General features: G+C 66.7%; 25 protein-coding genes. 14 read left to right on the top strand and 11 right to left on the bottom strand.

The window, feature by feature from the left end:
- Window positions 1-68: 68 nt before the first annotated feature.
- Window positions 69-1,295 carry a hypothetical protein gene (locus tag ACNFJ7_RS15615; RefSeq protein ID WP_019370756.1) on the top strand — a complete coding sequence of 409 codons (1,227 nt, stop codon included), beginning with the start codon at window positions 69-71 and terminating at the stop codon, window positions 1,293-1,295.
- 128 nt (window positions 1,296-1,423) lie between these two features.
- Here the strand turns inward: ACNFJ7_RS15615 and ACNFJ7_RS15610 are convergent, their stop codons facing one another.
- The 5 genes from ACNFJ7_RS15610 to ACNFJ7_RS15590 all read right to left on the bottom strand — a co-directional run bounded on the left by ACNFJ7_RS15610 (window position 1,424) and on the right by ACNFJ7_RS15590 (window position 5,333).
- Window positions 1,424-1,795, bottom strand: coding sequence for an Mth938-like domain-containing protein (locus ACNFJ7_RS15610; protein ID WP_026009346.1), 372 nt, complete (start codon window positions 1,793-1,795; stop codon window positions 1,424-1,426).
- Between the two features lie 4 nt (window positions 1,796-1,799).
- A complete protein-coding gene (gene secF, locus ACNFJ7_RS15605; RefSeq protein ID WP_019370754.1) occupies window positions 1,800-2,771 on the bottom strand; it encodes a protein translocase subunit SecF in 972 nt (323 codons plus the stop codon).
- 12 nt (window positions 2,772-2,783) lie between these two features.
- Window positions 2,784-4,370, bottom strand: coding sequence for a protein translocase subunit SecD (gene secD / locus ACNFJ7_RS15600; protein WP_019370753.1), 1,587 nt, complete (start codon window positions 4,368-4,370; stop codon window positions 2,784-2,786).
- A complete protein-coding gene (gene yajC / locus ACNFJ7_RS15595) occupies window positions 4,370-4,699 on the bottom strand; it encodes a preprotein translocase subunit YajC (RefSeq protein WP_019370752.1) in 330 nt (109 codons plus the stop codon). Before yajC ends, secD begins: the two co-directional genes overlap by 1 nt.
- 88 nt (window positions 4,700-4,787) lie before the next feature.
- Entirely contained in the window at window positions 4,788-5,333 is a 546-nt protein-coding gene (locus ACNFJ7_RS15590) for a J domain-containing protein (RefSeq protein WP_019370751.1), read from the bottom strand.
- Window positions 5,334-5,440: 107 nt separating this feature from the next.
- Between ACNFJ7_RS15590 and ACNFJ7_RS15585 the strand changes: the two genes are divergently transcribed.
- The 4 genes from ACNFJ7_RS15585 (at window position 5,441) to ACNFJ7_RS15570 (ending at window position 8,138) form a co-directional block, all read left to right on the top strand.
- Window positions 5,441-5,725 carry a BolA family protein gene (locus ACNFJ7_RS15585; RefSeq protein ID WP_019370750.1) on the top strand — a complete coding sequence of 95 codons (285 nt, stop codon included), beginning with the start codon at window positions 5,441-5,443 and terminating at the stop codon, window positions 5,723-5,725.
- Complete coding sequence (locus ACNFJ7_RS15580; protein WP_019370749.1) at window positions 5,722-6,162, top strand: NUDIX hydrolase; 441 nt, start codon at window positions 5,722-5,724, stop codon at window positions 6,160-6,162. The genes ACNFJ7_RS15585 and ACNFJ7_RS15580 overlap by 4 nt, the downstream gene beginning before the upstream one ends.
- Window positions 6,163-6,272: 110 nt before the next feature.
- Complete coding sequence (locus ACNFJ7_RS15575; protein ID WP_019370748.1) at window positions 6,273-7,172, top strand: pirin family protein; 900 nt, start codon at window positions 6,273-6,275, stop codon at window positions 7,170-7,172.
- A gap of 66 nt (window positions 7,173-7,238) precedes the next feature.
- Complete coding sequence (locus ACNFJ7_RS15570) at window positions 7,239-8,138, top strand: alpha/beta fold hydrolase (protein ID WP_058805397.1); 900 nt, start codon at window positions 7,239-7,241, stop codon at window positions 8,136-8,138.
- 50 nt (window positions 8,139-8,188) lie between these two features.
- Here ACNFJ7_RS15570 and ACNFJ7_RS15565 read toward each other — a convergent pair whose 3' ends face one another.
- Both ACNFJ7_RS15565 and ACNFJ7_RS15560 read right to left on the bottom strand, forming a co-directional pair.
- Entirely contained in the window at window positions 8,189-11,005 is a 2,817-nt protein-coding gene (locus tag ACNFJ7_RS15565; RefSeq protein ID WP_026009345.1) for a TonB-dependent receptor, read from the bottom strand.
- Window positions 11,006-11,253: 248 nt separating this feature from the next.
- Window positions 11,254-12,333 carry a DUF2332 domain-containing protein gene (locus tag ACNFJ7_RS15560; protein ID WP_019370745.1) on the bottom strand — a complete coding sequence of 360 codons (1,080 nt, stop codon included), beginning with the start codon at window positions 12,331-12,333 and terminating at the stop codon, window positions 11,254-11,256.
- A gap of 61 nt (window positions 12,334-12,394) precedes the next feature.
- Between ACNFJ7_RS15560 and hisG the strand changes: the two genes are divergently transcribed.
- The 4 genes from hisG to thiL are packed head-to-tail and all read left to right on the top strand — an operon-like array spanning window position 12,395 to window position 15,726.
- A complete protein-coding gene (gene hisG / locus ACNFJ7_RS15555) occupies window positions 12,395-13,045 on the top strand; it encodes an ATP phosphoribosyltransferase (protein WP_019370744.1) in 651 nt (216 codons plus the stop codon).
- Window positions 13,042-14,328, top strand: coding sequence for a histidinol dehydrogenase (gene hisD, locus ACNFJ7_RS15550; RefSeq protein WP_019370743.1), 1,287 nt, complete (start codon window positions 13,042-13,044; stop codon window positions 14,326-14,328). Before hisG ends, hisD begins: the two co-directional genes overlap by 4 nt.
- An 8-nt stretch (window positions 14,329-14,336) precedes the next feature.
- The gene (gene nusB / locus ACNFJ7_RS15545; protein WP_019370742.1) at window positions 14,337-14,798 is read left to right on the top strand and encodes a transcription antitermination factor NusB; all 462 of its coding nucleotides are present in this window, start codon (window positions 14,337-14,339) and stop codon (window positions 14,796-14,798) included.
- Between the two features lie 28 nt (window positions 14,799-14,826).
- Window positions 14,827-15,726, top strand: a complete 900-nt coding sequence (thiL, locus tag ACNFJ7_RS15540) for a thiamine-phosphate kinase (RefSeq protein WP_019370741.1) — start codon at window positions 14,827-14,829, stop codon at window positions 15,724-15,726.
- Window positions 15,727-15,770: 44 nt separating this feature from the next.
- Here thiL and ruvB read toward each other — a convergent pair whose 3' ends face one another.
- Genes ruvB through ACNFJ7_RS15525 form a run of 3 tightly spaced genes read right to left on the bottom strand, consistent with a single transcriptional unit; the run spans window position 15,771 to window position 17,664 of the window.
- Window positions 15,771-16,793: a Holliday junction branch migration DNA helicase RuvB gene (gene ruvB / locus ACNFJ7_RS15535; RefSeq protein WP_019370740.1), complete on the bottom strand. Its 1,023-nt coding sequence runs from the start codon at window positions 16,791-16,793 to the stop codon at window positions 15,771-15,773.
- A complete protein-coding gene (locus ACNFJ7_RS15530) occupies window positions 16,790-17,044 on the bottom strand; it encodes a hypothetical protein (protein WP_019370739.1) in 255 nt (84 codons plus the stop codon). Before ACNFJ7_RS15530 ends, ruvB begins: the two co-directional genes overlap by 4 nt.
- The gene (locus ACNFJ7_RS15525; RefSeq protein WP_019370738.1) at window positions 17,041-17,664 is read right to left on the bottom strand and encodes a hypothetical protein; all 624 of its coding nucleotides are present in this window, start codon (window positions 17,662-17,664) and stop codon (window positions 17,041-17,043) included. Before ACNFJ7_RS15525 ends, ACNFJ7_RS15530 begins: the two co-directional genes overlap by 4 nt.
- A 107-nt stretch (window positions 17,665-17,771) precedes the next feature.
- Here ACNFJ7_RS15525 and ACNFJ7_RS15520 point away from each other — a divergent pair, with 107 nt between their 5' ends.
- A complete protein-coding gene (locus ACNFJ7_RS15520) occupies window positions 17,772-18,662 on the top strand; it encodes a 2-hydroxyacid dehydrogenase (protein WP_019370737.1) in 891 nt (296 codons plus the stop codon).
- A gap of 182 nt (window positions 18,663-18,844) precedes the next feature.
- On the opposite strand, the gene ruvA is transcribed toward ACNFJ7_RS15520, so the two are convergent.
- On the bottom strand, window positions 18,845-19,441 hold the full coding sequence (ruvA, locus tag ACNFJ7_RS15515; RefSeq protein ID WP_019370736.1) for a Holliday junction branch migration protein RuvA: 597 nt from the start codon (window positions 19,439-19,441) through the stop codon (window positions 18,845-18,847).
- 161 nt (window positions 19,442-19,602) lie between these two features.
- Here ruvA and ACNFJ7_RS15510 point away from each other — a divergent pair, with 161 nt between their 5' ends.
- The 4 genes from ACNFJ7_RS15510 (at window position 19,603) to egtD (ending at window position 22,956) form a co-directional block, all read left to right on the top strand.
- Window positions 19,603-20,064, top strand: coding sequence for a hypothetical protein (locus ACNFJ7_RS15510; protein ID WP_152997693.1), 462 nt, complete (start codon window positions 19,603-19,605; stop codon window positions 20,062-20,064).
- A 9-nt stretch (window positions 20,065-20,073) separates the two neighbouring features.
- Entirely contained in the window at window positions 20,074-20,637 is a 564-nt protein-coding gene (locus ACNFJ7_RS15505) for a cob(I)yrinic acid a,c-diamide adenosyltransferase (protein ID WP_019370734.1), read from the top strand.
- Window positions 20,638-20,701: 64 nt separating this feature from the next.
- Window positions 20,702-21,979, top strand: coding sequence for an ergothioneine biosynthesis protein EgtB (gene egtB / locus ACNFJ7_RS15500; protein ID WP_050990207.1), 1,278 nt, complete (start codon window positions 20,702-20,704; stop codon window positions 21,977-21,979).
- Window positions 21,979-22,956, top strand: a complete 978-nt coding sequence (gene egtD, locus ACNFJ7_RS15495; protein ID WP_019370732.1) for an L-histidine N(alpha)-methyltransferase — start codon at window positions 21,979-21,981, stop codon at window positions 22,954-22,956. Before egtB ends, egtD begins: the two co-directional genes overlap by 1 nt.
- Window positions 22,957-22,998 lie beyond the last annotated feature (42 nt).

The following is a 22,998-nucleotide window of genomic DNA, read 5'->3' as shown; positions in this document are numbered from 1 at the left end:
CGGGCGGGTGCCCGCCCCTCGCCGTCCGGCCTATAAGCTAAACAGCTTCCCCCGCCGACGGAGTTCCCTTGCCGCCCCTCCCGCACCCCGAGCAGCGCCAGCGGGTCCTCTTCTACCTGCCGATGGTGACGAACTGGTGGTTCGTCCACATCGTCGAGCCGCTGATCCGCCGGGTCGCGAGTGGTCACGAGGTGCACATCCTCGCGCCTGCGCCCTGGCGCGGCACCGGCATCGGCGCGGATGAACTCGCCCGCTGCGCCGATCTGGCGGAGGTGCGCTGGTACATCATGGACGGCGCGGACCATCCCAGCACCCGCACCGTGCCCGAGGATGCCGAAGGACTGATCGGCTTCGTCCGCGATCTCGCGCCCGATTTTGTCCTCTGCCGCACCGCCGATTTCGACACCGTACGGCATTTCCCCGGCATCGTCCGGCTGCTGATGGAGGGGCGATTCGAGCCTTTTGCCCCGCCGCCCCGCTGGATCCTGCTTGCCGATCGTCCGCACGATTATGGCGCGCTGGCGCCGCTCGCGCCCGCAGAGGAGGCGCGGCTCGACGCGATGCTTGCGCCCGCATGGCATCGCCTGCAGCAGCGCCTTGCCCCGCCTCCGGACGAACGCCTGGCGCTGTTCGCGCGTCTCGGCATTCCCGCCGATCGCCCGCTGGTGCTGCTGCCCCTGGAATGCGAGATGGACGACAACTTCTTCCTCGCCCACCGGCTTAGTCCCCGCCCAAACGCCGCTCTGGTCCGCCACGTCTCCGCGCAACTGGGCGATCGTTTCACTCTCGCCGTCACCAATCATCCGCTCAACGATGCGCATGTCGATGCCGGCCCGCTGATCGAAGCGATCGGCGATTGCGACAATGCCGTGTTGCTGCCGCCGGCGATCGGGCCGCTGGCCGCCACGCTCGCCATTGCGCGCCATGCCGATGGCATGCTCGTCGGCGATTCGAAGACCTTCGCGCTCGCCGCGTTTTTCGGCGTACCGATTCATCGCCATTCGCAATTCGCCAGCGGCTCATGGCTCAACGCCTATGCGGAGTTGCCGCCGTTTCTCGCGGATATCGCCGCTGGCACTGCCCGACGTCCTGATCCGGAACTGGCGCGCCGCTGGTTCGCGCAATATCTGCTGAACGACGCCGTCGATCCGCTCGACGCGGACGACGACCTGCTCGCCCGGCTTCGTTGCCCGGTAGGGCCGGAACGGTGGGACAGAGCGCTGACGCGGCTCGAACGCACGCTGCCGGCGCTGTTCGGGGCAGAGGGACCAACACCGCCTGGAAGAACGGAGTGAGTCCTCCCATCGTCGTCCCGGCGGAAAGCCGGGACCCACTGGAGGTGAGCCGCCTCAGGTCATCCTGAAACCGAGCGGCGAATGGATTTCGGTTTTCGCCGGGATTCCGGTGCGGTGCGCCGGGAAGCTCAAACGAGCGGGTAGAGCGCGCCCGCCACCCAGCGCAGCTCGGCGCGGAGCACCCCCCAGGCCCGCGCCGCCGCGCGGCTGTCCATTGCTTCCACGCCGATGCCGCGTGCTTCCAGCGCCTTCACCAGCTGGAGCGGCGGGCGCACCAGCCGCGCGCCGGTGCCGAGCAGCAGGAATTCGGGCTGCGGGCTGAGCGCGAAGGCCGGGGCTAGCGCAGCCTCGGTCAATTCCGCGATCGGTGGAGGCGACCAGCCATCGGCGCGCTCGGGCGTGATGATCAGCCCGTGATAGACATTCTCGTCGACGCGAAAGCCGCCGCCGGAAAAGCCGGAGACGAGCGGCCCTTCCGCGCTGCGCCGTTCGATCTTCACGCGATTACGGCCGCTCGCGCGGCGCGACCCGCTCGGCATTGCTGGCGATCGAGTCCGCCTTTTCGGGCTTTGCGCCCGGCTTCAGCCCCAACGTGATCAGCAGCGAAGACGAAACATAGACCGACGAATAGGTACCGACGATGATGCCCAGCATCATCGCTGCGGTGAAGCCGCGCAGCACATGCCCGCCCCACAGCAGCAGCGCGCCCAGCGCCAGCAGGATCGTGACGGAGGTCATCACCGTGCGCGGCAGCGTCTCGTTGACCGAAAGGTCGATCAACTCGCTCATGCCCATCTTGCGGTACTTGCGCATATTCTCGCGGATGCGGTCGTCGATCACCATCTTGTCGTTGATCGAATAGCCGATGATCGTCAGCACCGCGGCCACGATGTTCAGGTCGAACACCATCCGGGTCAGCGCGAAGAAGCCCAGCGTCATCAGCACGTCGTGCACGATGGCGACCGCGGTGGAGACGCCGAACTGCCATTCGTATCGCAGCCAGGAGAAGATCGCGATGCCGGCGATCGCCAGCACCACCGCGAGCACGCCGTTGCGGATCAGCTCGCCCGAAACCTTGCCGGAGACGGTGGAATAGGTGGAGAAGGTCGCGCCGGGGAACTTGGCCGCGACGGCGCTCTTCACGCGCTCGACCATCGCATCGGTCGCCGCCGGATCGCTCGAATTCGGCACGGGCAGGCGGATGGTAACGAGGTTCTTGCCGCCCATTTCCTGCAGCGTCGTTTCGCCATAGCCGAGCCCGTTCACCGTTGCGCGCAGCTCGTCGAGCGGCGGAGCCGAGGTGAACTTTTCTTCGATCGAAACGCCGCCGACAAAGTCGACGCCAAGGTTGAGTCCGCGTGCCGCGACCAGACCGATCGCGGCGACGGTCAGCAGCGCGGTGATCGCAAATGCGATGACGCGGACCCGGACGAAGCCGATATTGGTGTTGTCGGGTACGATCTTGAGGAGCCGCATGTCGGCGCTTCCTTAAATATGGATCTCGCTCGGGCGATTCTTGCGCAGCCAGAGCGTGACGAGCATGCGCGTGAACACCACGGCGGTGAAGACGGAGCTGGCGATACCGATCAGCAGCACCACCGCGAAGCCGCGGATCGGCCCGGAGCCGAGCACCAGCATGATCAGGCCGGCAATCGCGTGGGTGACGTTCGCTTCGAAGATCGTGCGGCTGGCTTCCTTATAGCCCAGCTCCACCGATTGCATCACGCTGCGGCCGCGGCGGCGTTCCTCGCGGATGCGCTCGTTGATCAGCACGTTGGCGTCGACGGCGGTACCGATGGTCAGCACGAAGCCGGCAATGCCCGGCAGGGTCAGTGTCGCATTGAGCAGACCCATCACCGCCAGGATCACCAGCACGTTGATGGTCACCGCGATGTTCGCATAGACGCCGAAGCGGCCATAGGTGAGCACCATGAACACCACGACCGCGACGATCGCGATGATCGATGCGGTGACGCCGGCGCGGATCGAATCGGCGCCGAGCTCGGGGCTGACGGTCGATTCCTGCGCCACCTTCAGCGCGATCGGCAACTTGCCCGAACGCAGTGCGATGGCGAGCTGGTTGGCGCTTTCCACCGTGAAGCCGCCCGAGATCGAAGCGCTGCCGCCCAGGATCGGCTCGTTGATGTTCGGCGCGGAGATGACCTTGTTGTCGACGATGATCGCGAAGGGCTTGCCGGTATTTTCCTGCGTCACCCGCGCAAAGCGCTTGGCACCCGCACCGTTCAGCTGCAGCGTCACGTCCGGGCGGCCGTTCTGATCGTAGCTCTGCTTGGCGTCGACCAGCATGTCGCCGGTGATCATCGCGGTACGGTTGACGACGATCGGCGCGCCATTTTCATATTGCAGCAGCTGCGAGGTGACCGGGATATCGCCGCTCGCCATCTGTTGCGGGGTCACGCTCGTGTCGACCAGCTTGAACTCGAGCTTGGCGGTCTTGCCGAGCAGTTCCTTCAGCTGGCTGGGATCCTGAAGACCCGGCACCTGCACGACGATGCGGTTGGTGCCTTCGCGCACCACCGTCGGCTCGCGGGTGCCGAGCGCGTTGATGCGCTTGTCCACCACTTCGCGGGCGTCGTCCATCGCGGTTTCGATCTGCTGCGCCAGGCCCGCCTTGGTCGGCGTCAGCACGAAACGGGTGGAATCGACAACCGTGATTTCCCAGTCGCGCTGGCCGGTGGTGCCCACGCCGTTGGTCATCGGCAACAGCTTTTCGCGCGCCGCATCCACCTTGCTGGGATCGCGCACCATGAAGCTCAGCTTGCCGCCCTGGATCGAGATGTCGCCCACGTCGACGCGCGGATCGCGCCGCATCGCCAGGCGGACCTGCTCGCGCATCTGCTCCAGCTTGGTCTGCTGCACGTCGCTCGTATCGGCTTCGAGCAGCAGATACGAGCCGCCGGCCAGGTCCAGGCCCAGATTGACGGCGGGCTTGGGCATCCAGCTCGGCCAGGTGTTGCGGATGCTCTCCGGCACCAGGCTCGGCACCGCGAGCAGCACCATGGCGGCGACCCCGATCAGGATCGTCCAGACCTTCCAGCGCGGGAAATCCAGCATCAGTCGTTCGCGGGCTTGGCGCCCAGCGGGCGCACTTCGGCGAGCGTCGACTTGATCGCGCGCACCTTCACGTTCGGGCCGAGTTCGATTTCGACTTCGGTTTCGTCCACGCGGGTCACCTTGCCGATCAGGCCGCCGGCGGTGATCACCGTGTCGTTCTTCTTCACGCCCTTCACGGCGTCCTGCAGCGTCTTCATCCGCTTCTGCTGCGGGCGTATCATCAGGAAATAGAAGACGACGAAGATCAGGACGAGGGGAAGGATCGAAACGATCCCGGCTGCCGTGCTGCCTGCGCCCGTAGCCTGTGCATATGCTGGAGAGGAGAACATGGGTTTCCGAAATGCCTGATGGGAGGGGCGCGGATTGGCCCCATTCAAGCCGGGGGCGCTATCATGCACGCTGGGAAGGCGCAACTATTCACGCGAAGGCGGGCGATCCCTTCAGCTGCTGATACGCCTCGATCACGCGCTGCAATCGCGTCTCGTGGCTGCGGTCGCCGCCATTGCGATCGGGATGATATCTGCGCACCAGCTCGGAATAGCGTTTGCGCAGCGCCGTCCGGTCCGAGTCGATCGTGAGGTCCAGTACCTTCAGCGCCTCGCGGTCCTTGCCCGAAAGCGGCCGCCCGTCCTTGCGCTCGGCGCGATCCTTCATCCGGTCGCGGAAGCGCGCGCCGATCGCGTCCAGCGGATCGGCGAAATCGGCCCAGCGCGGCGGCTGGTCGGCGCTGGCGGTGGCACTGAACGCGCGGGTCGCCCGTTCCCATCCGGCGATCGGGCGCTGCGCTTCCTGGATCTCGTCGGGGCTCATGCCCGCGAAGAAATTATAGCCGGCGTTGAACGCGCGGACATGATCCAGGCACAGCCAGCGGAACGGGGGCGGGCCGTCGAACCCGGCGCTGGCGCCTTCACGTGCCGGCGCACGGAATTCGCCGGCGGCCGTGCACCCCGGCTCCGCGCACATTCTTCCCTCCGCCTCCACCCGGCCGTGGAAGCGGGTATTCGGACGATCCTTTTTCGGCTGACGGCTAGCCACGCGACTCCCTCGAACAAACGGCTTATATAGGCGCCATGAACAACCTCGCTACCGGTCCGTTGGCCGATCTGATCGCCGATCGCCTTACGCGATCCCTCAACCCGTCGTACCTCGATGTCAGCAACGACAGCGCCCAGCATCGCGGCCATCTGGGCGACGATGGCACCGGCGAATCGCACTTCACCGTGACGATCGAGAGCGCCGACTTCATCGGGCTCAACCGCGTCGCCCGCCAGCGCCTGGTGAACCATGCGCTTGCCGATCTCCTTACCTCCCGCATCCACGCACTGGCGATCAAGGCCCGCGCGCCGGACGAATGAGCGGCACCCGCACGGCGCACCCTGCCGCGCGCATCCTGCTGCTCGACGGCGCCGGCCGCGTGCTGCTCTTCCGGTTCGACCCCGACGATCGCCCGCCCTTTTGGTGCACGCCGGGTGGCGCGCTCGATCCGGGCGAGGACTATGCCAGTGCCGCGCGCCGCGAACTGATGGAGGAAACCGGGATCGACGCCGATCCCGGTCCTGAAATCGCGCGCCGAGTCGTCGAGTTCGTGACCATTGAAGGCGTGCCGGTCTGGGCGGACGAACGCTATTTCCTTGTCCGCACCCGCGCCGACTCGATCGACACCGCCCACCATACCGAGCTGGAGCGCCGCGTGATGCGAAGCTGGCGCTGGTTCACGCCCGCCGAGATCGCCGCGCACCACGAACCGGTATTCCCGGAGGACCTGTCGGCATTGTTGGCCCTGACGGACTAACTCCGACGGGCACCACCCGGAAACCCAGTGTTCGCAAACCCGTCCAGTGCTTTGGCTGGGCAGCGGCGCTCGACGGAGCTATTCGGAAAGCGACCCGCGGGAGAGCAACGATGCGCGACGACCTCATTACCCAGATGATCGAGCCCAGCACGCACGATCTTGGCGGCTTCAAGGTGCACCGCACCCTGCCCTCGCGCCCGCGCACCATGGTCGGGCCGTTCATCTTTTTCGATCAGATGGGTCCCGCCATCCTGGATGTCGGCACCGGCATCGATGTGCGCCCGCACCCGCACATCAACCTCGCCACCGTCACTTATCTGTTCGCCGGCGCGATCGACCATCGCGATTCGCTGGGCACCTTCGCCACAATCGAGCCCGGCGCGGTCAATCTGATGACGGCGGGCCATGGCATCGTCCATTCGGAGCGCTCACCGTCTGCCGAACGCGAGAAGGGGCCGGAACTCTCCGGCATTCAGACCTGGCTGGCGCTGCCCGAAGCCGATGAGGAGCGCGATCCCGCGTTCGAGCACGTCGCCGCCGCCGATCTGCCGATCGTCGAGGCGCCCGGCGTGCGCGCCCGCGTCATCATGGGGGAGTTGTGGGGCGCCGCCGCTCCGACCACCACCTACGCCCAGACCATCTATGCCGATATCGTGCTGGAGGGCGGCGCGGGCATTCCGATCGATGCGGCGGCGGACGAACGCGCGCTTTATGTCGCGATGGGCGATGCCAGCCTGGACGGCATGCCGCTGGTGCCGATGCAGCTCTATATCCTGCGGCCTGACATCCGCGCCACGCTGCGCTCGGAACGGGGTGCACGGGTCATGTTCTGCGGAGGGGAAGCCTTCGCCACCCCGCGCCACGTCTGGTGGAACTTCGTTTCTTCCAGCCGCGACCGGATCAACCAGGCCAAAGAAGATTGGAAGGCCGGCGCCTTCCCCAAGGTACCCAATGACGACAAGGAGTTCATCCCGATTCCTGAGGTGCCGAAAACCGTCAGTTATCCCTAGTTTTGCGGTACTTGCGCGCCGCGTCCATCCAGCGCATCCTCACGCCTAGGGCAGAGGGAGAACGGCGTGACGGAACTGCGAACGACGATGTTGCCGCTGGCGACGGGCGTCACCCTCAACGTCGCGCTGGCCGGCGATCCGGCCAACCCCCCGATCATCCTGCTGCACGGCTTCCCGGAATCGAACCGCACCTGGCGACACCAGATCCCCGCGCTGGCCGAACATCATTTCGTCATTGCGCCGGATCAGCGGGGCTATGCGCGGTCGTCCAAGCCCGAGGGCGTCGAAAGCTACACGGCGGACAAGATCGCCGCCGATCTGTTCGCGCTGACCGATGCGCTGGCGATCGATCGCTTTGCACTGGTGGGGCATGATTGGGGGGGCGCCATCGCCTGGATGGCGGCGCTGCGCGAACCGAAGCGGGTCGCGCGGCTCGTCATAGTCAACGCGCCGCATCCGCAGGTTTTCCAGCGCAAGCTGTTCGACGATCCGGGCCAGCGTCGCGCGAGCCAATATATCCGCTTTTTCCGGGAAACCGATCTGGATCGCGCGCCGGACAAGTCGGCGCTCGAGCAATTTCTGTTATCGCTGTTCGGCGAGCATCTCCAGGTCCGCGTGCCGCCGGAGGAAAAGGCCATCTATCTCGATCAGTGGAGCCAGCCGGGCGCGCTCACCGCGATGCTCAACTGGTACCGCGCGACGCAGATCATCGTGCCCGCGATCGGCGAGGATCCACCCCGCCCCGCCTGGATCGACGGCCCCTTCCCGCTCCAACCCCAGCCGACGCTGGTCCTCTGGGGCATGAAGGATCGCGGCCTCCTGCCCTGCCTGCTCGACGGGCTGGAAACGCTGATCCCGGACTATAGCTTCGTGGCGATCCGCGATGCCGGCCATTTCGTCCCCTGGGAACAGCCAGAGCAAGTGACCGACGCGCTGCTCGACTGGCTCGCGCGGCGCCCCGCCTAAAAAAAGCCCGGCCGAAGCCGGGCACGAGGGGAAAGCAGGGAGGCTGCCGTTCAGAAGCGGAAGCGCACGCCCAGGCTGAAATATCGCCCTTCGTAGCGCACATCGATTGGATAATATTGCGTCTCGTTGAAATAGCGGAAGTTGCTGAACGGCTGCGCCAGAATGTTGTTGACCTCGGCCGTCAGCGTGATGTTCTCGATCGGCGTGTACGATCCTGAGAAATCGAGGCGCGAGATTGGCCGCACGCTCTGCCCCGTATATTGTTCGTCGTTCGAATTGCGGCTGTAGAAGTCGATATAGGAACTGCGATAATTATACGATAGCCGCAGCGACACCTTTTCCCGCTCGTAGAAGCCGCTGATGTTGTACGTCCATTTCGACAAGCCGGTCAGTGGCACCAGTGGCTGGGCGGCGCCCAGCGCGCGGGGCAGCTGGTTCTTCGCATCCACATAGGTGAGGTTCGCCTGCGCGCCGAACCCGCTCAGCCAACCGGGCAGGAAGTCGAAGAAGGTTTGTCCGGAAACCTCGAAGCCCTTGATCTTGCCGCTGCCGGCGTTTTCCGGGCGGCTGATCTGGATCAGGCCATAGGTCGGATCATTCACGTCGCGCGTATAGTTGCTGATGAAGCCGAACAGATCGCGATAGAATACCGCACCGCTGACTGCGCCGTTCCTGCCGAAATAATACTCGATCGTCGCATCATAGTTCTTCGACGTCAGCGGCTGCAGGTCCGGATTGCCGCCCGAGCCGAAAAAGGCATAGCGCGATGCGTTGCCGCCCGAGCTGGTATCGGTGTTGCGATTGAGGCTGAACGCCGGGTTGAGCTGGCCGTAGCTCGGCCGGGTACGTGTCATGGTGAAGCCCAGGCGCGCCTGCAGCCCCTCCGCCAGTTTCGCGCGCAGCCCGAAGCTGGGCAGCACATCGACATAGTTCTGGCGATTGGTGTCGGTTACAGCGGATACTGTCCCGTCGGCAGCCACCACTCGTGACGTACCCGTGTAACGACCATCGGTGTTGACGATGCGCACGCCGAACGATCCGTCGATCGGGATGCCCACGTCGAACGCATAGCTCGCCTGCGCATAGGCGGCATAGCTCGCCTCCCGCGCGTAGAAGCCGCCATAGGGATCCATCGGGATCGCCTTGGTGGAAAACTGCGCGAGCGCGTCCTTATAGCCCTGGTCGTTCGGGTTCGCCGCGACGATCCGCTGCAGTGCTTCATAGGAAAGCTGGCGCAGCGCCTCGGCATTGCTCTGAATGGATTCGTAGGACGGCATCAGCCAGTTCTGAAAGGGCGGACCGTCGCCGCGGAAACCGTCCTGCACCTGCTCCAGCGAACCGGTCGGCAGGCTGGTGAACGGGGTATTCAGCGTCGCGGTATAGGCATAGCGATTGCCCTGACGGCGCTTGGCGTCGCGATCGGTGGCGCGCAGGCCGACCTTGATCTTCGGCAGCCAGGTCAGTTCGGTGTCCAGCGCCACATCGCCGCGCCACTGGATGCCGGCGCCGCTCACATAATATTCCCGCTCGTAATAGCCGCGCCAGACATAATTGGCCGGATTGGTCATGTCGTAATTGCCGAGATCGAACCAGGACGATTTGTCCTTCTCGAAGATCACATTGACCGGCGGTGCCGAGGCAGTCTGCGAATCCAGGCTCCGCTCGTTCGCGCCATATTCAGAGAACGTGTAGGCGAAATCGCTCGAGATCACCGCGCGATCGGTGGTCCAGATGAACCCGGCGGCCGCCTGATAGGTGTTGGTATAATCGCGGGTGGTCGATCGGAACATCTCGGCCGGATAGCCGCCGGTCTTGCTCACGCTGACGAGCTTATTGGGCTCGCCGGGCACGCGTACAATGTTGAACAGGTTCGGCGGAACCTCCACGCCGGCGGCATTCTTCGGCGCAGCGCGCAGCAGCGATACATCGAAACTCTCGGTCGATCCCTGGTTGCGGAACGCCTGCCACAAGCCGTCGGCATAGATTTCGAGATTGTCCGCCGGCTTCCACTGCAGCGAGCCGTTCACCGACGGGCGCTCGCGCAGGCCACGCGGATAATAGAGGCCAACACTGTACGGCAGGCGGAAATCTGCCGCTTCGCCGGCCGGTAGGGTCGCCTTGCTGTTCGCAACCGGATCGACACCGCCGTTCAGATAGCGAATCGCATTGTTGTAGTAGAAGCGGTTGTACGCGACGTTGATCAACGCGCCTACTTCGCCGATCGGCGTGTTCCAGCGATCGCTGATCAGCAGGTTGCCGTTCGGGTTCGTCTTCTTGGCCTGATCGTTATACGAAGCGCGGATCGTGCCGGCGATCTCCAGCCCCTTGAAGTCGAACGGGCGACGCGAGCGCACGTTGACCAGGCCGGCCAGGCCGGGCTCGATCAACTCGGCGGTCGCGGACTTGTACACTTCCAGCGCGGCCAGCGCGCCAGCGGGGAAATCGTGCACCTGCACGGTGCGATTTTCCGCCGTGAAGATTTCACGCCCGTTGAACGAGGTGCCCACATCCGGAAGACCGCGGATCAGGATGCCCGATGCTTCGTCGGCATAGCGGTTGACCTGCACGCCGGGCAGGCGGGCGAGACTTTCCGAAGCGTTATTGTCTGGCAACTTCCCGATATCCTCGGCGACGATCGCGTCGAGAATGGATTCCGAATTGCGCTTCACTTCGCGCGCGGATGCCAGGCTCGCGCGGATCCCGGTGACCAGGATCTCTTCTTGCTGGGCAACCTCTTCGGCGGGCGTCGCGCTGGGGGCGCTTTGGGTTCCGTCACCGGCAGTTGCCGTTGTTTGTGCAGAAACCGGCTGGGCGCTGCCGAGTGCCAGCAACGCGGCACCAATCATCAGATGTGCTTTGTGATTCACCGTATCCTCCCCAGTGTATCGCATGGGCGCCCGGCCTTTTTCGGCCGGTGCGGTGTCGGACGCTGCGGGTGTTCCCCGTAATGTCGCAGCCATTAAGTCTGACAAAATAAAAAAGCTGTCAATAACGGTGACGGAAAAATAAATCAAAAACTTGAAACCGCTTTCAGTTCAGCCGGTTAGCAGCGGGCGCACGCAGCCGCTGGGCGGCAACGCGGCCGCCCCTCTGCCATGCCGGTGCTGTCGTCGAGCTAGTCGCGCATCCGATAGGCGCGGGTTTCGAACGGGGGCGTACACCCCTCCACCCAGGCGCCGTGCGCATGGGTCAGCGCCACCATTTCCATCGGCGTTGTGCCCGGCCAGCCGCGCACGCGCACTTCATGCCGGGCAAGATCGCGATTGGGTTCCATCATCACCCAGCCGATCGGCCGCTCCTGACTCGCGGCGGCGCCCGCCGTCTCCATCGCCGCAGTGATGCGTCGCTGCGTGGGCTCGGGCAGATATTGCCATACCACCGAATGCATCAGCACCCGCGTCACGCCCTCCGGCTGCGGTTCGGCCAGCCGCGCTTCCACCCAATCGGCCGCGTCGCCGCGCGACAGCGCCACCGGCTCCGCCTGCAGCATCGTGATCGTGGCAGCCAGCCGCGCCTGGCGCTCCACCGCATCCACCCAGCAATAGGCTTCCAGCCGCGCCGCATCGCGCGGGTCGGTCAGGTCGAGCGGAGCGATGTCCACCCCGCGCGCGCTCACAATGGTTACCGCCGCATCCGGCGGCGGCGGTCCGCGCCAGTCCGGCCGGATCGTTACCCGCGAGTCCACCGGGCCCGCCGTTACTCCGCCCAGGTCGAATCGATAGCGCCCGATCATCAGGTTCAGGCCCGCGCTCGATCCGATCTCCAGCACCTCGAACCGCGGGCCATAGCGCGCTGCCAAGTGCAGGATGCCGGTCATCAACCCGGCAGATCGGCCCGCCTCGTTGGTCTGCGGTGGCCCGTAAAGCCAAGGCATCAGCGTAAAGTCATAGCCGGAAAGCACCGAATCCAGCGTTGCGCCGATCCGCGCGATGTCGGTCTCCTCGCCGGTAAACACCCGGCGCAATTCGGGGACGCCGCGCCGGTGGAGCGCGTGGAGCCCACCCACCAGCCGCAACACCAACGCATCGGCGACAGGCTCCCCTGGCCAATCGAGCACCCGCCGTCCGGTTTCGCTGCCCCGCGTGATTCCCTGCCCCAGCGCGGTACAGATGCGCGCGGTGATCGGCGCGTCCATCGCCTCGCAATAGCCGGCCTGGATGGCGAAACTCTTGCGGTTCTCGGCTTCGGTTGCCATGGGCTTCTCCCTTTGGCGCGTGTTGCGCCCAGCCAGCGCCCCAAGTAAAGCCCCCGCATCCATGACCGAGCCGTTGATCCTTGCCGTGCCGAAAGGCCGGATTCTCGAAGAGGCGCTGCCGTTGCTGGCGGCCGTCGGCATCGTGCCCGAAGCGGCCTTTTCCGATAAGAACTCGCGCGCGCTGCGCTTTGCGACCAATAACCCTGCGATCGACCTGATCCGGGTGCGCGCCTTTGACGTCGCGACCTTCGTCGCGCACGGCGCCGCGCATCTGGGTATCGTAGGGTCGGATGTGCTGGCCGAATTCCATTATTCGGAGCTCTACGCCCCCGTGGACCTGGGCATCGGCCATTGCCGCATCTCGGTCGCCGAGCCGGTGGCGCTGGCCGAGCAGGACGATCCGCGCGGCTGGAGCCATGTCCGCGTCGCGACCAAATATCCGCACATCACCCGCGCCCATTTCGAGGCGCGCGGCGTGCAGGCCGAGTGCGTGAAGCTCAACGGCGCGATGGAGCTGGCGCCGGTACTGGGTCTCGCCCCGCGCATCGTCGACCTCGTCTCCTCGGGCCGTACGCTGAAGGAAAACGGGCTGGTGGAGGTGGAAGTGATCGCCGAGGTGACCAGCCGCCTGATCGTCAACCGCGCCGCGTTTAAGACGCGCGCGAGCGAAGTCGTGCCGTTGGTCGACGGCTTCCGAAAGGCCGTGGCATGATTCGCTTGAATTCCACCGAAGCCGGCTTTGCGGAGGCGTTCACTGCGCTGGTCAACGCCCGCCGCGAGGCCGACGACGATGTCGCGCGCAACGTCACGCACATCATCAAGCGCGTCCGCGACGAAGGCGATGTCGCGCTGCGCGACCTGACCCGACTGTTCGACAAGCACGACCTCGATCGCTCGGGCTGGACGATCGACCGTGCCGACTGCCTCGCCGCCTATGAAGGGCTCACCCCCGAGCTGCGCGCTGCGCTGGAACTCGCCGCCGAGCGGATCGCGGTCTATCACGCCAAGCAGCGCCCCGAGGATCGCGACGAGACCGACGCGCAGGGCATACGCCTCGGCGCGCGCTGGACCCCGGTCGATGCGGCGGGCGTCTATGTGCCCGGCGGCCGCGCGGCTTATCCGAGCTCGGTGCTGATGAACGCCATTCCCGCCAAGGCGGCGGGCGTGCGTCGCCTCGTGATGGTCACGCCGACGCCCAATGGCGAAGTGAACCCGCTGGTCCTCGCCGCCGCCCACGTCGCCGGCGTCGACGAACTGTACCGCGTCGGCGGCGCGCAGGCGATCGCAGCGCTAGCCTATGGCACGGACACGATCGCGCCGGTCGACGTCGTCACCGGCCCGGGCAACGCCTGGGTGGCCGAGGCCAAGCGCCAGCTCTACGGTGTAGTCGGCATCGACATGGTGGCGGGTCCGTCCGAGATCGTAGTGGTGGCGGACGGGAAGAACGATCCGGAGTGGATCGCGGCCGACCTGCTCAGCCAGGCCGAGCACGATCCCACCAGCCAGTCGATCCTGTTCACCGACGATGCCGCTTTCGCCGACAAGGTCGCCGCGGCCGTCGATGCGCAGATTGCCACGCTCGCCACCGGCACTACCGCCCGAACCAGCTGGGACGCCAACGGCGCGATCATCCTCGTGCCCGACCTGCCCACGGCGATGCCGCTGGTCGATCGCCTCGCCCCCGAGCATCTCGAGCTCGCCTGCGACGATGCCGAGCCGCTGTTCGACCTGGTGCGCCATGCCGGCTCGGTTTTCCTTGGGCGCTACACACCCGAAGCCGTTGGCGATTATGTTGCCGGCCCCAACCATGTACTGCCCACCGGGCGCCGCGCGCGCTTCGCATCGGGCCTTTCGGTGCTCGATTTCATGAAGCGAACCTCTTTCCTGAGCCTGGATGCGTCCGGGCTCGCCGCGATCGGCCCGGCCGCCGTCGCGCTGGCGGAGGCCGAAGGCCTGCCCGCGCACGCAAAGTCGGTGGCGATCCGTTTGAAGTGAACCAGATTATGGCAAGTCCCCAAGCAAGAACCCGTTCCAAGGCCCGCGCCGCCGCGCGCCTCGCTGCCGTCCAGGCGCTCTACCAGCGCGAGATGGAGGGCACCTCCATCCCCGCGCTGCTCCACGAATTCCATCAGCACCGGCTCGGTGCGATCATCGAGGACGTTGAGTACGCCGATGCCGACATCGCGTTCTTCGACGACATCGTCAGCGGCGCCGATGCTCGCCGCGAAGAGATTGACGGCATCATCGCCGCCAAGCTGAGCACCGGCTGGACGCTGGAGCGGCTCGACAAGCCGATGCGCCAAATCCTGCGCGCCGGCACCTATGAGCTGCTCGCCCGCAAGGACGTGCCGACCGCGGCGGTGATCAGCGAATATCTCGACGTGACGGATGCCTTCTACGATCGTCGTGAAAAGGGGTTCGTGAACGGCATCCTCGACGCGATCGCCAAGGACACGCGCGGTTGATGCGCGCCCCTGCCCCGTGCCGGGCGGGATGAACGAAGCGGCGTTCCTCGCCTATCTGCGCCACCTGCCGCTCCATGCCGGGGCGCGCGGGCTGCGCGACGATGCGGCCGTGCTCGGCGATCTCGTCCTTACCCATGACGTACTGGTGGAGGGCGTCCACTATCTGCCGGACGATCCGGCGGAGGACGTCGCCTGGAAGCTGGTGGCGGTGAACCTGTCCGATCTCGCCGCCAAGGGCGCGGTGCCGGAAGGCGTGCTGCTCGGCTATCCGCTCGCGGGTGACGACGCGTGGGATTCGTCGTTTCTGGCAGGACTGGACGCGGCGTTGGCGGCCTTCGCCTGCCCGCTGATCGGCGGCGATACGGTGAAGGCGCCTGCAGGCGTTCCGCGCACGCTCTCGCTGACGGCGCTGGGGCGCTCGGCGCATGCCCCCGCCCGCAGCGGCGCGCAGGCGGGCGATCTGCTCTATGTGACCGGTACGATCGGCGATGGCGGCGCGGGGCTGGCGGTCGCGCTGTCGGGCGAAGGACCGGCGACGCTGCTCGACCGTTATCGTCGCCCGACCCCACGGCTGGCCGAGGGGCAGGCGCTCGCCTCCGGCGTCCATGCGATGATGGATGTGTCCGACGGCCTGCTGATCGACGCGGCCCGCATGGCCGAGGCCAGCGGGCTGGCGGTGACGCTCGACCTCGCCGCCGTGCCGCTTTCGGCGGACTACCAGGCCGTCCGCGGCGGAGATCGCGAAGCGCGGCTCGCCGCTGCGACCGCGGGCGACGATTACGAGCTGCTGTTCGCGGCGCCGCCGGGACCGCTGCCAGTGGCGGCGACGTGCTTAGGTGCGTTCAGCGAGGGGGCAGGCCTGACGCTCCACGATGGCGGCACGCCGCTCCTGCTTCCCGAGCGCCTGGGCTTCGAGCACGGAGCTTAAACGAAGTGTATCCTCCCCCGCCAGGGGGAGGATACGGCTTTTCCTCAGTCGAACAGCCCGTCCTGCGATCCTGCGGGCGGGTTGAGCCCGAGATGCTTCCAGCCCGGCCCGTTCAGGCACCGCCCGCGTGCCGTCCGCGCGATCAGGCCGAGCTGGATCAGGTAGGGCTCGATCACTTCCTCGACGGTATCGCGCGGCTCGCTGAGCCCCGCGGCCAGCGTCTCCACGCCCACCGGACCGCCGCGATAGACATCGGCGATCATCATCAGATAGCGCCGATCCATCGCATCCAGCCCCAGCGCGTCTACCTCCAGCCGGGTGAGCGCTGCATCCGCCACTTTGGCATGCACCACCGGCTCGCCCAGCACATTGGCGAAATCGCGCACCCGGCGCAGCAGCCGCCCGGCAATCCGCGGTGTCCCTCGCGAGCGCCGCGCCACTTCCCGCGCCCCGTCCGGCGCGATGCCCAGGCCCAGCAGTCCCGCCGCGCGCGTCACCACCCGCTCCAGCTCGTCCACCGTATAGAATTGCAGCCGCACCGGAATGCCGAAGCGATCGCGCAGCGGCGTCGTCAGCAGTCCCTGCCGCGTCGTCGCCCCCACCAGCGTGAAGCGCGGCAGTTCGATCCGCACGCTGCGGGCGGAAGGACCCTCGCCGATCATCAGATCGAGCGCGCGGTCTTCCATCGCCGGATACAGCACCTCCTCCACCGCCGGATTGAGGCGGTGGATCTCATCGATGAACAGCACGTCGCCGTCTTCGAGATTGGTGAGCAGTGCCGCCAGATCGCCCGACTTGACGATCACTGGGCCGGAAGTGGAGCGGAACCCGACACCCATCTCGCGCGCGATGATCTGGGCAAGCGTCGTCTTTCCCAGCCCCGGCGGGCCGAAGAACAGCACATGGTCCAGTGCGTCGCCGCGCGCCCGGGCGGCATCGATGAACACTCGGAGATTCTCGCGCGCGGCCTTCTGGCCGACGAACTCGTCAAGCGACTTCGGGCGCAACGCCGCGTCGACATCCTCGCTGCGGCGGCCGGCGGTGAGAAGGCGATCGGTGTCTGTCATGCGCTCCAGATGGTTTCATAGCCTTGGGGGCCGAGTTGGTCGATGCTGTCGAAGCGCGCGCGCAAATAGGCGAGCACCGGCTCCGGCACCGGCCCCTGCCGTAGCACCGATACCTTGTGTGGCGTATCGAGATAGGCCCGCGCGATCATTTCGCCGCCAAAGTCGTAGACGAGATAGTTGTAATCCTGCTCCACCTGCCCGGCATCGTCGGTGATCACGTCGCGCAGATGGACGATCGCCGGCGTCGTCATGCCTGCCACCGTCGTATCCAGCGCAGGAACGCATCGGTGCTGTCGCGGTCGCCCATATCGGCGATCCGGCCCAGCATGTCGGCGGCCCGGGGCGGCACCGCTACGCCGAACGCCGCTTCCACCCAGGCCCGGAGCGCGGCAGCGCGATCCCAGGGCGGGCCATCCAGATACTCGTTTTCGGCGTCGAGCTCGCGCGGTGTCTGGTCATATTGTTCGGGCCAGCACAATTCCTCATAGCCGATCGCCAGCAGCCGCAGGAAATCGACCGGATCGCTGGCCAGCACTCCCAGCATCGTCGATCCCGAACCGGATCCCAGATGCACGATGTGCTGGGCGCCGGCATCGTCGCGCCACAGCGCGGCATAGGAACCATCGCCGCCGGTACGGAAAAAGGCTGCCAGCCGGTCGCGCTCGGCCTGCGGCGCCGCCGACAGCCAGGCCTCGGCATACCCCGGATCGATTGGCGCGGCATACATGCACCCCGCCTCGCTTGCGGTATCGATCTGCGCATATTCCCCGCCCGAGCGGAAGGCGCGCACCAGCCCGTTCGCCTCCTGCCAGGCGAAGAAGCGAGCCAGCGGTGCAGGCACCGTCACCCCGGGGGGCATGGATTCGATCATGCGCGCTGCAAAGCCAGACCCAATCGCGTTCATCGCATTGCCTTTCGCCGGTCGCGTGCTGCCGCTCCGGGCTGGCAAAGCCGACCACCGCGGCGCATCACCGCACCATGGTCGACCTCTACCTCGCTACGCCCGTTTCCGCTGCCCTGCGCGCGGAGCTTGCCGACCGCTTCACCGTGCACGAAGGCGATCCTCCGCCCGGCACCCGCGCGATTGTCGGTGGCGGCCAGATGCGGCTGGGGGGCACGTTGCTCGCCCAGCTGCCGGCGCTGGAAATCGTCGCGATCCACGGCGTCGGCCATGATGGGCTCGATCTCGCAGCCCTCCGGGCGCGCGGCATCCGCGTCACCACCACGCCCGACGTGTTGACCGAAGACGTCGCGGATCTGGCGATCGGGCTGATGCTCGCCGTCCAGCGCCGCATTGCCGCCAACGATGCGCTGGTGCGCGGCGGCGGCTGGAAGGCGCAGCTCGGCAGGCGCGCCAGCGGCCGCCGCATCGGCATCTTCGGCCTGGGCAAGATCGGCACCGCCATCGCCGAACGCGCCGCTCCCTTCGCGGCCGAACTCCTCTACACCGCCCGCAGCGAAAAGCCGGTGCCGTGGCGCTACCTGCCCGACATCGCAGTGCTGGCGAACGCGAGCGACGTGCTGATCCTCGCCGCGCCGGGAGGGGCGGAGACCGACAGGATCGTCGACGCGACCACCCTGTCCGCGCTCGGTGCACAGGGCGTGCTGATCAACATCGCACGCGGCAGCCTGGTCGACGAACCGGCGCTGATCGCCGCGTTGCAGGCGGGCACCATTGCTGGCGCTGCGCTGGATGTGTTCGCCCGGGAGCCGCAGGTGCCCGAAGCGCTGCGCGCGCTGGACCAGGTCGTCCTTGCCCCGCATCAGGGCAGCGCCACGCAGGAAGGTCGCGCGGCCATGGCCGCGCTGGTCCTCGCCAATCTCGACGCCCATTTCGCCGGCCAGAATCTGCCCACGCCGCTCTTGTGAGAAAGCTTCTCCCCGGCACGGGGAGGGGGACCAGTTGCGCAGCAAATGGTAGAGGGGCCGCCGCGCCAGCCGCGGCAGGTCCATGCATTCGGTTATACCCCGCCTTCGGCGCGGTCCCTCCCCCACGCGACGATTCCGCGCGGCATCCCTCCCCGACACGGGGAGGAATTGCAGCGGACAGTTCACTTCGCCGCCTTGCGCAGCGCCAGCCGCACCAGCGCGTCCAGGGTCGCGGCCGGGCCCAACTCGTCGCTGGCGGCGTTCACCGCCGCGCTTGCCTCGCCCGGCTTGAAGCCCAGGTTGAGCATCGCCGACACCGCATCCGCTGCTGCACCGCCGCTGGGCGCCGCCGTCGCGCCGGTGCCGCCCAGCGCCAGCCCACCGGCCTTGTCCTTCAATTCGTTGACGATGCGCTGGGCCAGCTTTGGTCCCACGCCGTTCGCCCGAGCGATCGTTGCCGCATCGGCGCGGGCAACGGCGGTGCGCAATTCGGCAGGTGCCAAAATCGACAGGATCGCCAGCGCCACCTTGGCGCCAACCCCCTGCACGCTGGTCAGCAGCTTGAACCAGTCGCGCTCATCGGCGGTGGCGAACCCCATCAGCCGGATCGAATCTTCGCTCACCAGCATCTCGGTGTGGATCGTCACCTGTTCGCCCACCGCGCCCAGCTTGTCGAGCGTCTTGGCCGAGGCCCCGACCAGATAGCCGACGCCGTTCACGTCGATCACCGCATGGTCGGCGCCGCTCGCCGCCAGCGTGCCGCGAAGATGCGCGATCATCGGGCGCGCCTCGATATGGCGGCGGGGCGGGCGGGCAGGAGCACGTCGGTCACACCGGTACATAAACAGAACAATTGCTTTCGGAAAAGCAGAAATCGCATGCGGCTCTGGTAAATGCCGACGCCGTCTCCCAATTCGGCGGCGAAACGAAGGGGGACCGAATGATCCACGCCCTGTTGCTGTTGTGGCTGGCACTGCTGGTTTCGGGTGATACGCGAGCCGGGCGGATGCTGCGCCACGCGCTGGTCGTCGGTCCCGCGCGGTGGCTGTCCCGCTGGACGCGCGGGGATCTGCTGTTGCTGCTCCTCGGCGCTCTTTTCGCCGCGACCGTCCTCTGGGTAATGGAGGAAGAGGGCGGCGTGCTGCTCGCCATGATCGGACCGGAACTGATCGGCTGGATGGCCATGTTCGATATCGGCGCGTTGCTCGATGCCGCGCTGGTCACCGTCACCATGGCCTCGGTCGTCCGCCTGCGCGATTTCCGCCGGGCGATCCTGCGCCGGCTTCCCCGTCCCCGCGCCCCCCGCTCGCGTCGCGCCGTTCGTCCGCGTTCGGTCGATCCCGAAGACGGGCCGTTTACCTTCCCCAAAATCCATTGGCCATCGCCGGCATGGGCAGGCTAACCCCGCGCCATGGTTAAGCTCAACAAGATCTACACCCGCACCGGCGATGCCGGCACCACCGGTCTGGCAGACGGCTCGCGCGTCTCCAAAGCGTCCGCCCGGCTGGAGGCGATCGGCGATGTCGACGAAGCGAACAGCGCGATCGGCGTCGCGCGCACGCTGCTCGCCGGCGATCCTCTCGATCCCGTGCTCGCCCGCATCCAGAACGATCTGTTCGACCTCGGCGCCGATCTCGCCACGCCGGGCGATCGCGAAGGGGCGCTGCGCATCACCGCCGATCAGATCCGCTGGCTTGAAGAGTCGATCGATGCCGCCAACGAAGCGCTTGCCCCGCTGAACAGTTTCGTCCTGCCCGGCGGCAGCCCCGCCGCTGCCGCGATCCACCTAGCCCGCGCGATCACCCGTCGTGCCGAACGCGCCGCGGTCGCCGCCAACGATCAGGGCACACTCAGCAACAACGCACTTGTCTATCTCAATAGACTTTCAGATTTTTTGTTCGTGGCCGCACGCGTCATGAACCAAAACGGACGCGACGACGTTCTGTGGGTGCCCGGGGGGCCTCGTAACCAATAGCGGGCGTCGATCGCATCCGACCGTGTGGGTTGCCGTGCCGGCCAGCTTGCGGTAGGAGAACGAAGTGAGAACAAGTCCAGCCAATGTCGCGGCGCACGAAGCGCTCGCCCGCCGCTTTTCGGCGGTACGGGCGCTCAGCGCGGCCTTGGCGGCGCCGCTCTCCGATGCCGATGCGACGATCCAGTCGATGGACGATGCGTCGCCCGCGAAATGGCACCTCGCGCATACGACTTGGTTCTTCGAAACCTTCGTGCTGCGCGATGGCGTGCCCGGCTATCGCCTGTTCGACGAACGCTGGCCGTTCCTGTTCAACAGCTATTACGAGGCCGAGGGAGAGCGCCATGCGCGGCCTCGGCGCGGCATGCTATCGCGCCCGACGTTGGACGAGGTGCTTGCCTATCGCGCGGCGGTGGACGCGGCGATCGATGACGCTATTCCAACGCTTTCTCCGGATGCGCTGGCACTGATCGCACTGGGCTGCCAGCATGAGCAGCAGCATCAGGAACTGCTGCTCACCGACATCCTTCATCATTTCTCGGTCAACCCGCTCGAACCTGCGCTCTGGCCCGGCGCGGCCAAGGTGCCGGTCGCGATGCCCGGGCCGATCGGCTGGATCGCGGGCTCCGAAGCACTTGTTACGATCGGTGCCGGTGCGCCGCCTCCGGGAAGTTCGGACGGTTTCGCCTTCGATTGCGAAGGCCCGCGCCACCAGGCGCTGCTCACGCCGCACGCGCTGGCCGATCGCACCGTCACCAACGGCGAATGGGCCGCCTTCATTGCCGATGGCGGTTATGCCGATCCGCGCCACTGGCTGTCGGACGGCTGGGCCTGGGTGCAGGCCAACAGCATCGAAGCACCCCTCTACTGGCGGCAGATCGACGGAGTCTGGACCCGCTTCGGCCTTGATGGCCGCCGCCCGATCGATCCCGCCGCGCCGGTCACCCATGTCAGCTTCTTTGAGGCGGACGCTTATGCCAGCTGGGTCGGTGCGCGCCTGCCGACCGAATTCGAGTGGGAAGCCGCAGCGGCGGGTGCCGATCCGCTGTCGGGCAACCAGCTCGATGCCGCCGGCCCCGTCGAGCCGCGCCCGTCTGCGCTCGGCCCCGCCTGGTTCGGCGATGTCTGGGAATGGACCGGCAGCGCCTATCGCCCCTATCCAGGCTTTCGCGCCGCCGAAGGTGCCGTCGGCGAATATAACGGCAAGTTCATGAGCGGACAGTTCGTGTTGCGCGGCGGCAGCTGCGCCACCCCGCGCGGCCATGTCCGCGCCAGCTACCGCAACTTCTTCTACCCCCATCAGCGCTGGCAATTCACCGGCGTGCGTCTGGCGAAGGACCTCTGATGCTCAAGCAGGAACTCGAAGACGGTCAGGCGAGCCTTGCCGATCCCCATTTCCGTGCCGACGTACTGACCGGGCTCGCCGCCAGCCCGCGCGCGATTCCCGCCCGGTGGTTCTACGATCGGCGCGGTTCGGAGCTGTTCGAACAGATCACCGAACTCCCGGAATATTACCCCACGCGCACCGAAACGACGCTGCTCGAATCGATCGCGGGGGACCTGGCCGATCTCGCGGCCCCCAATGCGGCGGTGGTGGAGTTCGGCTCGGGCTCGTCGGTGAAGACGCCGCGATTGCTGCGCGCCATCGATCCGGCGGCCTATGTGCCGATCGACATCTCCGGCGAATTCCTGCGCCATTCCGCCGCACAGCTGTCCCAGGCCTTTCCGGGCCTGCCGGTCTATCCGGTCGAGGCGGATTTCCTCCGCCCCGTGCCGCTGCCGGAGCAGGTGGCGAAGATGCCGAAGCTCGGCTTCTTCCCCGGCTCGACGATCGGCAACATGAACGCCTGGCACGCGGTCGACCTGCTACGCGCGATGCGCGAGTGGCTGGGCGAAGGCGCACGGCTGCTGATCGGCATGGACCGGGTGAAATCGCCCGACATCCTCGTCCCTGCCTATGACGATGCGGCGGGCGTGACCGCCGCGTTCAATCTCAATCTGCTGACCCGGATCAACCGCGAGCTGGACGGCACGCTCCCAGTCGACGCCTTCCGCCACCGCGCGATCTGGAACGCCGATTTCGCGCGCATCGAAATGCATCTTGAAGCACAGCGCGATATCGACTTCACCGTCGACGGCCGCCCGTTCAGCATGGTAGCCGGCGAGACGATCCACACCGAGAACAGCCACAAATACGGCCCCAACGGCGCCCGCCAGCTGCTCCGTTCAGGCGGGTGGACCCCGATCGAGCAATGGACCGACGACAAGGACTGGTTCGCGCTGATCCTCTGCGAAGCCCAGCCGCTGCGCCGGGCGCCGTAACAGGCCGTTGACCGGGCGCGCGCCAGGCCGCAAGGGTCTGGC

The sequence above is a fragment of the Sphingomonas sp. HT-1 genome, assembly GCF_048568905.1.
GTDB lineage: Bacteria > Pseudomonadota > Alphaproteobacteria > Sphingomonadales > Sphingomonadaceae > Sphingomonas.
Note: the sequence above shows the minus strand (reverse complement) of the source record. Positions and strands in the feature narration are given on the sequence as shown.